The organism is Agarivorans litoreus (assembly GCF_019649015.1).
Classification (GTDB): domain Bacteria; phylum Pseudomonadota; class Gammaproteobacteria; order Enterobacterales; family Celerinatantimonadaceae; genus Agarivorans; species Agarivorans litoreus.
The window spans coordinates 1,754,418-1,766,366 of the sequence record NZ_BLPI01000001.1; the positions used below are offsets into that span (position 1 = coordinate 1,754,418).

Below are 11,949 nucleotides of genomic sequence, written 5' to 3' on the forward strand. Positions count from 1 at the left end.
ATAACCAAGCTAACGCAGCAAGTTAGCTCAACAAACTGAGGAAATAATGTGACTACTATCGTCTCCGTACGCCGCAACGGCAAAGTGATCATTGCTGGCGATGGCCAAGTCTCCCTTGGCAACACCGTAATGAAAGGCAATGCCAAAAAAGTGCGCCGCCTATACCACGGAAAAGTACTCGCTGGATTTGCAGGTGGTACTGCAGATGCCTTTACCCTATTTGAGCGTTTTGAAGCTAAGCTAGAAATGCACCAAGGCCACTTAACAAAAGCAGCAGTAGAGCTTGCCAAAGACTGGCGCACCGACCGTATGCTACGCAAGTTAGAAGCGCTGCTTGCAGTAGCCGACAGCGAAGCGTCACTAATTATTACCGGTAACGGTGACGTAGTGCAGCCAGAACATGACCTGATTGCCATCGGCTCTGGCGGTCCATTTGCCCAGTCTGCTGCATTAGCACTACTTGAAAATACCGAGCTAGGCGCACGCGAAATTGCGGAAAAAAGCCTTACCATCGCCGGAAACATTTGTGTGTTTACCAACTTAAATCACACTATTGAAGAATTAGACGCCAAAGCCTAAGGCTTTGCAGGAAGAAATTATGTCGGAAATGACCCCAAGAGAAATTGTCTCAGAATTAGACAACCACATTATTGGCCAAAGTGACGCTAAGCGTGCGGTAGCAATTGCCCTGCGTAATCGCTGGCGTCGTATGCAACTTGATAACGAGTTGCGCCAAGAAGTGACCCCAAAAAACATCTTAATGATTGGTCCAACTGGCGTAGGTAAGACCGAAATAGCTCGTCGTTTAGCCAAACTAGCCAACGCGCCGTTTATCAAAGTAGAAGCGACTAAGTTCACCGAAGTGGGCTACGTGGGTAAAGAAGTTGAAACTATTATTCGCGATTTAGCAGATGTAGCATTTAAAATTACCCGCGAACAAGAAACTGAAAAATTCCGTTTCCGCGCCGAAGATCAAGCCGAAGACCGCATCCTAGATGCCTTACTTCCCCCCGCGAAAGATACCTTTGGTCACGAAGACGACACCAAAGAAAACTCGACTAGACAAGCATTTCGCAAAAAACTGCGCGAAGGCCAGTTAGATGATAAAGAGATCGAAATTGACCTTGCTCAACCACAGGTTGGTGTAGAGATCATGGCGCCTCCTGGTATGGAAGAAATGACCAACCAGCTGCAAGGTATGTTCCAAAACCTTTCAGGCAACAAAGACCGCAAGAAGCGCAAACTCAAGATCAAAGAAGCCTTTAAGCTGTTGGTTGAAGAAGAAGCAGCCAAAATGGTTAACCCAGAAGAGCTTAAAGAAAAAGCCCTGCATGCGGTAGAAAACAACGGCATCGTGTTTCTAGATGAAATTGATAAGATTTGTAAACGCGCCGATACCTCAGGCCCAGATGTAAGCCGCGAAGGTGTGCAGCGAGACCTATTACCTTTGGTAGAAGGTTCAACGGTAAGTACCAAACACGGCATGGTGAAAACCGACCACATATTGTTTATTGCCTCTGGTGCTTTCCAAGTGGCCAAACCTTCAGATCTAATCCCTGAACTACAAGGTCGTTTGCCGATACGCGTGAACCTTAGCGCACTAAGCGCCGAAGATTTTGTGCGTATTCTTACCGAGCCAAATGCCTCTTTAACTGAGCAGTACAAAGCCTTAATGGCCACCGAAGGTTTAGATATCGAATTTACCGAAGACGGTATTCGCCGGATTGCTAATGCTGCATGGCAAGTCAACGAGCGTACCGAAAACATTGGTGCTCGCCGTTTGCACACCGTCATGGAAAAACTGATGGAAGAACTCAGCTTTGTAGCCTCAGACAATTCTGGCCAAACCATTGTAATTGATGCTGACTACGTGACTAAGCACTTAGACGACCTAGTAGCCGATGAAGATTTAAGCCGCTTTATTTTGTAAGCATCTACTTTAGCTATTTACCAAGCCGCCAGATTGGCGGCTTTTTTGCACCTGCCATTTACATCAGCGTTCATTAAGTCCAAGGGACTGTTTATCTTTCGGGCTGATTTTTGCAGCGCTTTGTGGCTTATTCATACAAGGCAGAAGCTTTAATATGCAGTGAGCCTACATGAAAAGCTGATAACCCATTAGAAATAAGCCACAAACGCTGCCCGAAGGGATCGCATAAAATCGTTTTATGCTGTGTTAAGTTGAATTTAAGTTAAGGCGTTTTACCTAGAACGCTAGGCCGCAAACCCCTTGCCGCGCCCAATTCGATTTTTCGATGAACAAAATTCAACCGCGCAAGATAAACAGCCCTAAGTAAAAGACTTAATATTTCTTAATTGAAAACCGCAACTTAGGGTTTATACTGGTAGCGATTATTCGGGCCAATTTAGGATCCAGACCATGGAATATAATACCTCTGAACTTTGTGACCTTTATGCAGATACGGTTGACGTTGTTGAACCTATGTTTGCCAGCTACGGTGGCAGAAACGCTTTTGGGGGCGAAATTACCACCATTAAGTGTTTTGAAAATGCCGGCTTAATTGCTCAGGTAGTTCAAGAGTCTGGAACTGGCCGAGTATTATTAATTGATGGCGGAGGTTCCTTACGCCGCGCCTTGGTGGACGAAAGCATCGCCGAAACGGCAGCCGACAACGAATGGGACGGTATTATTGTTTACGGTTGTGTGCGCGATGTAGATGCACTCGAAGACCTAGATATAGGCATTCAAGCGCTAGCCTCTATTCCAGTAGGTGCGGATGCCGAAAATGAAACTGGCGATGTAAACATTCCAGTTAACTTTGGTGGCGTGACCTTCCTTCCAGAAGATCACATTTATGCTGACACCACCGGGGTAATTTTATCGCCAGAGCCGCTAGATATAGAATAAGCGCTCAAGCAACTCATTATTCGGCGTGAACGTCTTCAATACGGCCTAGTAAGGCTTTAAGACGTTCTTGCCAAGCTTGTTGCTCCTGCACTAAACGGCCGTTTTCGTCGTTTAACTTGCTGTTTTGCTCTTTAAGCTCATCAATTTCCATACGTAATAGTTCGATGCTATCAACTGCAACCTGAACTTTTGCTTCTAATTTTTCTAATACATCAAAAGACATTAATATTTCTCCCGTTAATTCCGTCTCAAAGCCAACTTAGCTTGTTTTTGTTAAGTCAGTCATCATGGATATATGAACGCTAGTTAGTGTTCACCTACTGATGATGGCTGCTTTTAAAGCAGCATACTCTTGTCATCTATAGCCAACAAGAGTAGAAATGTATTTCCCTAACTAGTTGTTGAATAAATAATCATGAATTTACAAAAAGGTCGTTATCGCCACTACAAAGGCCCAGAATACCAAGTTATTGATACTGCGATTCATTCTGAAACCGAAGAACTGTTAGTGCTTTACAAGCCTTTATACGGCGAAGGAAAATTGTGGGTAAGGCCTTACGATATGTTTTTTGAAAACGTAGAGTTTGAAGGTAAGCAAGTGCCTCGGTTTGCATTTATCGAGGCGCTAGGAGCAGTTGACCTTTCGAGCTGATTTTTTCACGAACAAAACTTAACCGCGAAAGAGAAACAGCCCCTAGAGTAGGCAGGCTAAATATTTTGCCCCATATCGATGGCTGGCATTTCACAACTTGGTGTGCCAACCACTTTTGCTGGTACGCCAGCTACAGTGGTATGAGCAGGCACAGCCTCAAGAACCACACTCCCTGCGCCAACTTTAGCGCCGCGACCTACCTCGATGTTACCGAGAATTTTGGCTCCTGCACCAATCAAAACCCCTTGGCGAATTTTCGGGTGACGGTCACCACGCTCTTTACCGGTGCCACCTAGAGTTACCGACTGCAAAATAGAGACATCGTCTTCAATTACAGCTGTTTCACCCACTACAATACCGGTGGCATGATCGAGCATTATGCCTTTACCAATAGTAGCCGCAGGGTGAATATCTACTGCAAACACTGCCGATATTTGGTTTTGCATATAACGGGCTAAGGCTAACCGCCCTTGCTGCCACAACCAATTTGCTACCCGATATCCTTGCAAAGCATGAAAGCCTTTTAAGTAAAGCAAAGGAATAGCGTAATACTTCACCGCTGGATCTCGGTCTTTAACCGCCACAATATCGGCAGCAACCGCCTCTAAAATACTAGGATTGGCCTGTAAGGCCTCTTCAATAAACTCACGCAACAAAATCGCTTGAACTGTTGAGCTATCTAGCTTACTGGCAAGCTGAAAACTTAGCGCCGAGGCTAAGCTGTAATGATTAAGAATAGTAGAGTAAAAAAAACTCGATAGCATTGGCTCGTCTTCAGCCATACGACGCGCTTCGTCGCGGATTTGCAACCAAACCGTGTCTGCTAGTGTTTGCTTTATTTGATAGTCCATTACCTTTACCACTGCCTCACCTTACTCGAGCTCTAATTTCTTTTCTTGCGGAACCACCGATTGAGGGTCTTGGTGGATTAATACATCAGCTTCTGGCCACTCGGCCATCATTGCATCCTCTACCTCATCGGCAATTTTATGCGCGTCGTACAGGCTAAGTTTATCATCTAGCTCCAAATGAAGTTGTATAAATTTAGTCTGTCCAGACTGACGGGTGCGAATATCATGAGCCCCCAATACGCCATCAACCGCTAACGCAGAGTCAATTACCTGTTTCTGAAAGGCCTCTGGAAGCTGCCTATCCAATAAATTCTGCACTGACTCTTTACCGATACCAAAAGCGCCATAACAAATATACAGGGCGATCAGCACAGCAAATAAACCATCTGCCCAGAACCAACCATAGAAACTAAGCAATAAAGCCACCAGCACTGCAATATTCATATATATATCCATGGCGTAGTGCATAGAATCAGCTTTAATCACCGCGTTATTGGTTTTAGCAATTACGTAGCGTTGGAACATCACCAAAGCAAAGGTAATCACGGTAGAAACAATCATGACCGTAATACCCACAGTACTGTGTTCAATGGCTTTAGGGTGCAACAGTTCGCTAACACCACCAAACATTAGCATTAAGGCTGAGCCAGCAATAAAGGCTGCTTGCGCAAGGCCGGCTAAATGTTCCGCTTTACCATGGCCAAAACTATGTTCCTTGTCGGGAGGTTGCAGGGCATAACGCACCGCGAGTAGGTTCACTAAAGACATGGCTATGTCCATTAGTGAATCAATTAAGGAAGCAAGAATACTTACCGCGCCAGTATATAAAAATGCGGCGCTTTTAATAACAAGCAAGGTCACCGCTACACAAGTTGCAACCCATGTAGCTAAGGTGACCAAGCGCTGATAACGTTGCTTTTCCACTTTACAAATTCTTTGAAAGGTTTTGCAAAGTATAACGTTTAGTGCATGTTAAAGTTGAGCTTTTTTATCGCCCTTCTGCATACGCTTTTGCTGTTTTTCCATCTTTTTAGCGCTTAACTCTTGATATTTCTGCTGCTGCTCAGGGCTTAATAGTTGATAAATTTGCTGCTGTGCTTGCAACATACTCATCATCCGTGCTTGATGTTTAGCTTGCTGGATATCAATTAAAGCCTGCGCTGCACCCTCATCAAATGTGGCGGCTGTAATCACTTCCATGCGTTGCTGGTACATTGCTTGGCGCTGTTCTGGATCAGCCTTAGGTTTATGCTGTTGCATAATCTCTTTTACTTGGGCCTTTTGCTCAGCAGTTAAATCTAGCTGCTTCATCATCTTCATCGCTGGATGGCCGCCACGCTGCATTCCTTCCTGCTTATCTCCTTTGGCAGCAAAAGCAGCAGGCGCGATAACTAAAGCACTAACAAGGGTAGTAACGAGTAACTTTTTCATTTTCTTTCCTCGGGTCTATTCGGTCATTTATAGTCTACGAGAGTAAACGCAAAGTAATGGCAATGAAGTGTAAAGCTATGTAAAAGCCGAACCTCAAGCACGGCAAAGCGCTGTGAGTTTTGTACAATTTGCTTATTGATGTTGAATAGAGAATCGCCCTGTGAATTTACTACTTATAGATGATGACAAAGAACTTACCGAGTTACTCGGCGAACTCTTAGAGCTAGAAGGATTTAGTTGCGAGGTATGCAACGATGGTTTAAGCGGCCTAGCCAAGCTAGCGGAAAAACGCTACGACTTAGTACTGCTCGATGTAATGATGCCGGGTAAAAACGGCTTCGAAGTATTAAAAGAATTACGTAAAGACAACCAGCAACCGGTATTAATGCTTACCGCCAAAGGTGATGAGATAGACCGAGTGTTGGGTTTAGAGTTAGGCGCCGACGATTACCTGGCCAAACCTTTTAGTGAACGCGAACTACTGGCACGCATTAGGGCTATTTTACGCCGCACCCAAACTACGCAACCAACAGATCCTAACCAAGAGCTGATTAGCCACCAAGATTTAAGTTTATCGGTTGCTAAACAGCAGGTGCACTGTAACGGTCGGGAGCTTGAACTTACCAGTACAGAGCTTTTACTCCTACAGCAACTTCTTGAGCAGCCAGGTCAACTGTTGGAAAAAGACAGCCTAAATCAAAAAGTATTGGGCAAGCGCCTACAAGCATTTGATCGCAGTTTAGATATGCATATTAGTAACTTACGCAAAAAGATCCCTGCTAGAAAAGACCAACTTCCGCGGATCAAGACCGTTAGAGGCAAAGGTTACATGTGGTTAGAGTGGTAATCATGAAGCGCTTAATCAACAACCTATTTGTAAAAATCTTCATCTCATTTTGGATGATTTTACTGGTTACGGCCTTTGTGTCGATTAACCTTTCCAGAATGCTTAGTGAAGACAACTTCAAGGCGCCTAAATGGGCAGTAAAAAACCTACAGGAGTTTGCCCTACGAATAGAGCGTAACCCTGAACGCATGTTAAGCCCGCGTTTAGAGCCTCATCTTAAATCACGTTTTGGAAAGCCGTTTATCGTTAATAGCGAAGGCGAAGTGGTAAATCATGAAAACATCAGCCGGGGGATGCGACGCTTTTTAGTTAACCACGATAATGTTGCAGATCCTCGAATAATGCTCGATAAAAAGCATATTTTGATTGGTCCGCAAGCGCTTACCATCGATAACCAGCGTTACCTGCTCTACATAGAACGCCGAAGTAACCCAGAACAGCTGCATGCTATCCGTAACTTTGGCATATCGCCGTGGTTTTTATCGCTAGTAGCCGTGGGCTTGAGTTTAGCGCTTTGTTTCTTACTTACTCGTCACATCGTAAGACCACTTAAAAAACTGCAATCTGCCGCGAATAAGGTGTCACTCGGGTATCTAGATACACCGTTGCCGGAGATCAATCGTGGTGATGAAATTGGCCAACTGTCTGATAGCTTGCAGAGAATGGTGGACACCCTTAATCAAGCCATTAGCAACCAACAACGCCTGCTTAGTGATATTTCTCACGAGCTGCGCTCGCCACTGACTCGCTTAAACATGGCTCTCGCGCTACATAAAAAGCGCCAGCAAGTGACCCCCGAAGTGGAGCGAATAGAGCGAGAATCGCAACGCCTAGCCGAGATGATTGACGCCTTGCTATCTTTATCGCGCATGCAAGTTAACGCCAAACAACAAAAAATGACTTTGCAGGAACTCATTGAAGACTTAGTTAGCGATTGTGAGTTTGAAGCAGAACAGTTAAACAAACGGTTTAGTGCCAACTATCCCCAGCAACTGAGTGTAATTTGTTACCCAGAGCTACTCGCATCGGCACTTGAGAACGTTTGTCGCAATGCCCTTAAATACGCAGAACGTAAGGTTAAACTAAGCGCTAGTGTGCAAGACAACCTACTTACCTTGATTGTGCGAGATGATGGCCCAGGCCTTCCAGATGACGAATTAAATAGCATTTTTCGACCATTTTATCGTAGCGGTGAAGCACGAGACCGTGACAGTGGCGGGGTGGGTTTAGGCTTGGCGATTGCCGAATCGGCGATTCGCCAACACGGTGGTAGCATTAGTGCCAACAATCATTCGCGTAAAGGGCTAGAAGTTAGCCTACGCTTGCCACTACAATAGCGCTTTTCGCAGCCACTTGGATTAATCATGATTAACATTGTGCTATATCAACCAGAAATACCGCAAAACACCGGCGCAATTATCCGTTTAGCGGCGAACAGCGGTTGTAACTTACATCTTATCGAGCCTTTAGGTTTCGCCTGGGATGATAAAAAAGTTAAACGTGCCGGCTTGGACTACCACGAGTTTGCCGAGGTAAAACGCCACCCCGACTACCAAGCCTTCTTAAACAGCGAACAGCCTAAGCGCTTGCTTGCTTGTACCACCAAAGGCAGCGGTTTTCATAGTGACTTTGCTTTTGAAGCGGGTGATTATCTAATGTTTGGCCCTGAAACACGCGGCCTACCCGATGAAGTGCTAAATGAGATAGATGGTCAATTTAGGCTGCGCATTCCAATGTTGGCCGATAGCCGCAGCATGAACTTATCTAATGCAGTATCGGTATTTGTTTACGAAGCTTGGCGCCAACTAGGCTATGTAGACGGTGTATAACTAAGCTAATACTAAAGGTGTTCAGGCCGTGCAAATACGTAATTACCAACACAGCGATCTGAACACCATTATTAACATTTACAACCTTTCAAACCAGCTACAATGGCGTTGCTGTAATTGCCAACGAAATGCTGCGCTCAGTTAAGCTTCATGCTTAAACCAGCGCTGGCTCTTTAGAGCCTGGTAATAAACCCACCCCAAGCTCAATCCTCTAATAGCCATAAAACCGCACATCGCTAACCATAGGGCATGGTTCCCCCAACTTTGAGTAAACCACCAAAGCGGAAAGAACCCGGCGAGACTGGCCAACAGCATCGAGTTACGCATAATCCGCCCCTCAGAAGTAGCAATGAAAACCCCATCTAAGATAAAGCACCACACCGAGACTAACGGCAGCAAAATCATCCAATAAAGATAGCTAGCCGCAGTGTTGCGAATTTCAGGTATATCGGTAAGCAACGCAACTAATTGCTCACCCAGTACTCCAAATACCAAACTAAAGCCAATGCCCGCCACTAAGGCTAACTGCAAACACTGTTTAATAGTTACCACAAACAAGGCGCGGTCATTTTTGCCCTTTGCTTTACCCGCTAAGGCTTCTACGGCGTAAGCTAAACCATCTAAAGCAAAAGAAACAAACATCAAGAAGTTAAGTAATACTGCGTTGGCCGCAACAATGTGGTCGCCCAAACGCGAGCCTTGAAAAGTGATGAAGGCAAAACAAGCTTGCAAGGCCAGTGAGCGCAAAAATATGTCTCGGTTTAGCGAGAATAGTCCCGCCAAATGCTGGCGATTAAAATCGGCCCAACAATCCTTTAATGACGGTAAGGCATTAAATCGTGTTAAAAACTGCTTGCGGCACAACGCCAAGCCAACTGCCAATGAAAAATAATCGGCAATCACACTGGCTAAAGCAGCACCCTGCACTTTCCAATCTAGCCCCACAACAAACAGCACATCCAAGGCAATGTTGGTGGTATTAGCCACAATCAGCAGTAACATGGGGGCTCGAGCATTTTGCATGCCCAATAACCACCCCAGCAACACCAGGTTTAACAATGCCGCAGGCGCGCCCCAAATGCGGGTAGAAAAATACTGCGCCGCATAATATTGAACTTGTTCACTGCCTCCGGCTAAAGCCAAACCAAGTTGCAATATCGGCTGTTTTAACAAAAGCAAAGCCAGGCCAATGATTAACGCAATACAGGCAGAGTTAAATCCCACCCTTTGCAAAGCTTGCCGATCATCTGCACCAAAAGCTTGCGCACTTAAGCCTGTGGTCGACATGCGTAAAAAGCCACATAACCAATACACCAAGCTAATCATCATTGAGCCTAAAGCGACTCCACCAAGATAATAAGCATGATCTAAATGGCCAATAACAGCCGTGTCCACCAGCCCTAATAAAGGAATAGTGATGTTAGATAAAATCATTGGCACGGCAATGGCCGCAATGGCGGAAAAACGCGAAACAGACATGAAAGGGAAACTAAGCAGGCTATAGCGAGAGTGTAAGAGTTAGTTACACTCTCGGCAAGCCTTTAAAAGCTAGGGGCTGTTTATAGCAAAGCAAACAACCAATGGTCTGCCAACAAGGCAACAAACAACAACATCAAATACACTATCGAAAAGGCAAATAGGCGCATTGCGTCACGCTGGTTATCCCCCTTATACAGCCGCCAAGCTAAGTGCATAAAACGCAGGTTAAGTGCACAACTTAATACGAGATAAAGCACCCCACTCATGCCTACTAAAAAGGGTAGCCAAGCAACGGCGAACAGCAGCAGAGAATAAAGAACTATCAACTTTTTGGTAAAGCCAACACCGTGGGTAACCGGCAGCATTGGAATATTAACCTTGGCGTAATCTTCACGGCGAGCAATTGCCAAGGCCCAAAAGTGTGGCGGAGTCCAAGTGAATATCAGCATGACTAGCAATAAGGGCTCAGCCGATATGGCGTTGTTTACTGCCGTCCATCCCAACAATGGAGGCATAGCACCTGCTAAGCCGCCAATCACTATGTTTTGCGGCGTTGCTCGTTTAAGCCAAAGGGTATAAATCACCGCATACCCGACTAAGCTAGCTGCAGTTAACCAAGCAGTCAGTGGATTAACCCACCAATACAGCATGGCAAAGCCCACCACCGATAACAGTGAGGCCCATAACAAAGCCTGCCAATTAGCTATAGCACCAGTAGGTAAAGGGCGTTTGTGAGTGCGTGCCATTGCGGCATCTGCTTCACTATCAATGTAGTGATTAAAGGCGGCAGCGCCCGCAGCCATAAAACCTATGCCTAAGTTACCTACTAGCAGAGCTTGCCAAGGCGGCAAACCAGAAGTTGCCAAGCATGCTCCTACCACCGCGGTGAGCACAATAAGGGCGACCACTTTGGGTTTGGTGAGTTTGTATAAGGCGCGCCAATTAATGCCTTTGTTGAGTGAACTTGGCGGGTTAAGCGTGTTCAACTTCGCCATAATGCGTCTCCTTTTGCTCAACGAATGTTGCTACGGCCGCACCCTGATAGTGAGCCAAGATTAAACTTATTAGACTTAACAACAGCATGGCAGCCACTAAGTTATGCGCCACCGCTATCGCCAAGGGGACTTGCCAAAGCACATTGGCAACGCCTAAACCGACTTGAGTAAACAATATAAAAATCAGCCTAGAGGCACGTCCTCGTTCCATATCACTATGTCGTCGCTGAATGTAACTTAGCGCCAGAATGAACAAGTAAATGGCTGTTACGCCTGCCCAAATACGATGAGTGACATGAATGGTTTTACGCTGTTCATGACTAAGCACACCAAATTCGTAATCATTGCCAGTAGCATGAGGCAGCGGATCAAATGCATCCAGCTGGTAAGAGCTTAACCACTCTTCATGGCAAAGCGGCAAGCCCTGACAAGAAATGGCCGAGTAGTTAGCCGATGTCCAACCACCTAATGCTATTTGCACAACTAATACCAACAAACCTAGCCACAACCAACGACCACTGCGTTGAGGCTTACCAATAGGGCGCTTGGCAATCATTAGCCAAGTAAACAATAAAGCTAGCATCGAAAAACCACCCAATAGGTGCCCCATAACCACAATGGGCATTAAACCAAGTGTCACCGTAAGCATGCCTAATATGGCTTGAAAGCCAATAAGCAGCACTGAGGCCAGCGCAATTAAGCGGTTTTGCTTTTGCCAAAATGCCAAGGCAGCTAATCCCACCACCAGCAAACCCAATGCTCCCGCAAAATAACGATGGATCATTTCGTTCCAGGCTTTGTGGGCTTCTAGCGGCCGCTCAGGGTAAGCACTAGCCGCGTGTTGAATATGTTCTTCACTTTGTGGAACCGCAAACTGCCCATAACAGCCAGGCCAATCGGGGCAACCTAAACCAGCATCAGTTAAGCGGGTAAACGCCCCTAAACCAATGACAACAACGGCAAGTAAAATAGCGGCAATTAATCCCTTTTGCATAC

General features: G+C 45.7%; 14 protein-coding genes. 7 read left to right on the forward strand and 7 right to left on the reverse strand.

The features are described 5' to 3' along the window. The first annotated feature begins 48 nt into the window (after positions 1–48). The 3 genes from hslV (at position 49) to rraA (ending at position 2,869) form a co-directional block, all read left to right on the forward strand. Positions 49–579, forward strand: coding sequence for an ATP-dependent protease subunit HslV (hslV, locus tag K5L93_RS08100; protein WP_016399711.1), 531 nt, complete (start codon positions 49–51; stop codon positions 577–579). 19 nt (positions 580–598) lie between these two features. Continuing rightward, on the forward strand, positions 599–1,930 hold the full coding sequence (gene hslU, locus K5L93_RS08105) for an ATP-dependent protease ATPase subunit HslU (protein WP_220719245.1): 1,332 nt from the start codon (positions 599–601) through the stop codon (positions 1,928–1,930). Positions 1,931–2,380: 450 nt separating this feature from the next. Then, complete coding sequence (gene rraA / locus K5L93_RS08110; RefSeq protein ID WP_220719246.1) at positions 2,381–2,869, forward strand: ribonuclease E activity regulator RraA; 489 nt, start codon at positions 2,381–2,383, stop codon at positions 2,867–2,869. Positions 2,870–2,885: 16 nt separating this feature from the next. Here the strand turns inward: rraA and K5L93_RS08115 are convergent, their stop codons facing one another. Next, entirely contained in the window at positions 2,886–3,092 is a 207-nt protein-coding gene (locus K5L93_RS08115) for a cell division protein ZapB (RefSeq protein WP_016399714.1), read from the reverse strand. Positions 3,093–3,284: 192 nt separating this feature from the next. On the opposite strand from K5L93_RS08115, the gene K5L93_RS08120 reads away from it, so the two are divergent. Then, the gene (locus tag K5L93_RS08120; protein ID WP_220719247.1) at positions 3,285–3,521 is read left to right on the forward strand and encodes a DUF1653 domain-containing protein; all 237 of its coding nucleotides are present in this window, start codon (positions 3,285–3,287) and stop codon (positions 3,519–3,521) included. Between the two features lie 56 nt (positions 3,522–3,577). Here K5L93_RS08120 and cysE read toward each other — a convergent pair whose 3' ends face one another. The 3 genes from cysE to K5L93_RS08135 are packed head-to-tail and all read right to left on the reverse strand — an operon-like array spanning position 3,578 to position 5,803. After that, a complete protein-coding gene (cysE, locus tag K5L93_RS08125; protein ID WP_220719248.1) occupies positions 3,578–4,372 on the reverse strand; it encodes a serine O-acetyltransferase in 795 nt (264 codons plus the stop codon). 21 nt (positions 4,373–4,393) lie between these two features. Beyond that, positions 4,394–5,296, reverse strand: coding sequence for a cation diffusion facilitator family transporter (locus K5L93_RS08130; RefSeq protein WP_220719249.1), 903 nt, complete (start codon positions 5,294–5,296; stop codon positions 4,394–4,396). Positions 5,297–5,344: 48 nt separating this feature from the next. Further along, positions 5,345–5,803 carry a Spy/CpxP family protein refolding chaperone gene (locus K5L93_RS08135; RefSeq protein ID WP_220719250.1) on the reverse strand — a complete coding sequence of 153 codons (459 nt, stop codon included), beginning with the start codon at positions 5,801–5,803 and terminating at the stop codon, positions 5,345–5,347. A gap of 160 nt (positions 5,804–5,963) precedes the next feature. Here K5L93_RS08135 and K5L93_RS08140 point away from each other — a divergent pair, with 160 nt between their 5' ends. Genes K5L93_RS08140 through trmL form a run of 3 tightly spaced genes read left to right on the forward strand, consistent with a single transcriptional unit; the run spans position 5,964 to position 8,479 of the window. After that, positions 5,964–6,650: a response regulator gene (locus K5L93_RS08140; protein ID WP_220719251.1), complete on the forward strand. Its 687-nt coding sequence runs from the start codon at positions 5,964–5,966 to the stop codon at positions 6,648–6,650. A 2-nt stretch (positions 6,651–6,652) separates the two neighbouring features. Further along, positions 6,653–7,987 (forward strand): ATP-binding protein, encoded by a 1,335-nt coding sequence (locus tag K5L93_RS08145; RefSeq protein WP_220719252.1) that lies wholly within the window; start codon positions 6,653–6,655, stop codon positions 7,985–7,987. Positions 7,988–8,014: 27 nt separating this feature from the next. Next, positions 8,015–8,479 carry a tRNA (uridine(34)/cytosine(34)/5-carboxymethylaminomethyluridine(34)-2'-O)-methyltransferase TrmL gene (gene trmL / locus K5L93_RS08150; protein ID WP_220719253.1) on the forward strand — a complete coding sequence of 155 codons (465 nt, stop codon included), beginning with the start codon at positions 8,015–8,017 and terminating at the stop codon, positions 8,477–8,479. A gap of 141 nt (positions 8,480–8,620) precedes the next feature. Here the strand turns inward: trmL and dinF are convergent, their stop codons facing one another. The 3 genes from dinF to K5L93_RS08165 all read right to left on the reverse strand — a co-directional run bounded on the left by dinF (position 8,621) and on the right by K5L93_RS08165 (position 11,947). Beyond that, positions 8,621–9,958: an MATE family efflux transporter DinF gene (dinF, locus tag K5L93_RS08155; RefSeq protein ID WP_220719254.1), complete on the reverse strand. Its 1,338-nt coding sequence runs from the start codon at positions 9,956–9,958 to the stop codon at positions 8,621–8,623. Between the two features lie 80 nt (positions 9,959–10,038). Then, entirely contained in the window at positions 10,039–10,953 is a 915-nt protein-coding gene (gene cyoE / locus K5L93_RS08160; protein ID WP_220719255.1) for a heme o synthase, read from the reverse strand. Then, positions 10,931–11,947: a COX15/CtaA family protein gene (locus K5L93_RS08165; RefSeq protein ID WP_220719256.1), complete on the reverse strand. Its 1,017-nt coding sequence runs from the start codon at positions 11,945–11,947 to the stop codon at positions 10,931–10,933. The genes cyoE and K5L93_RS08165 overlap by 23 nt, the downstream gene beginning before the upstream one ends. Positions 11,948–11,949 lie beyond the last annotated feature (2 nt).

Excerpts from the sequence above, each read along its gene's own strand:
- hslU (WP_220719245.1), top strand. The coding sequence starts at position 599 with ATGTCGGAAATGACCCCAAGAGAAATTGTCTCAGAATTAGACAACCAC.
- rraA (WP_220719246.1), top strand. The coding sequence starts at position 2,381 with ATGGAATATAATACCTCTGAACTTTGTGACCTTTATGCAGATACGGTT.
- K5L93_RS08115 (WP_016399714.1), bottom strand. The coding sequence starts at position 3,092 with ATGTCTTTTGATGTATTAGAAAAATTAGAAGCAAAAGTTCAGGTTGCA.
- K5L93_RS08120 (WP_220719247.1), top strand. The coding sequence starts at position 3,285 with ATGAATTTACAAAAAGGTCGTTATCGCCACTACAAAGGCCCAGAATAC.
- cysE (WP_220719248.1), bottom strand. The coding sequence starts at position 4,372 with ATGGACTATCAAATAAAGCAAACACTAGCAGACACGGTTTGGTTGCAA.
- K5L93_RS08135 (WP_220719250.1), bottom strand. The coding sequence starts at position 5,803 with ATGAAAAAGTTACTCGTTACTACCCTTGTTAGTGCTTTAGTTATCGCG.
- K5L93_RS08145 (WP_220719252.1), top strand. The coding sequence starts at position 6,653 with ATGAAGCGCTTAATCAACAACCTATTTGTAAAAATCTTCATCTCATTT.
- trmL (WP_220719253.1), top strand. The coding sequence starts at position 8,015 with ATGATTAACATTGTGCTATATCAACCAGAAATACCGCAAAACACCGGC.
- dinF (WP_220719254.1), bottom strand. The coding sequence starts at position 9,958 with ATGTCTGTTTCGCGTTTTTCCGCCATTGCGGCCATTGCCGTGCCAATG.
- cyoE (WP_220719255.1), bottom strand. The coding sequence starts at position 10,953 with ATGGCGAAGTTGAACACGCTTAACCCGCCAAGTTCACTCAACAAAGGC.
- K5L93_RS08165 (WP_220719256.1), bottom strand. The coding sequence starts at position 11,947 with ATGCAAAAGGGATTAATTGCCGCTATTTTACTTGCCGTTGTTGTCATT.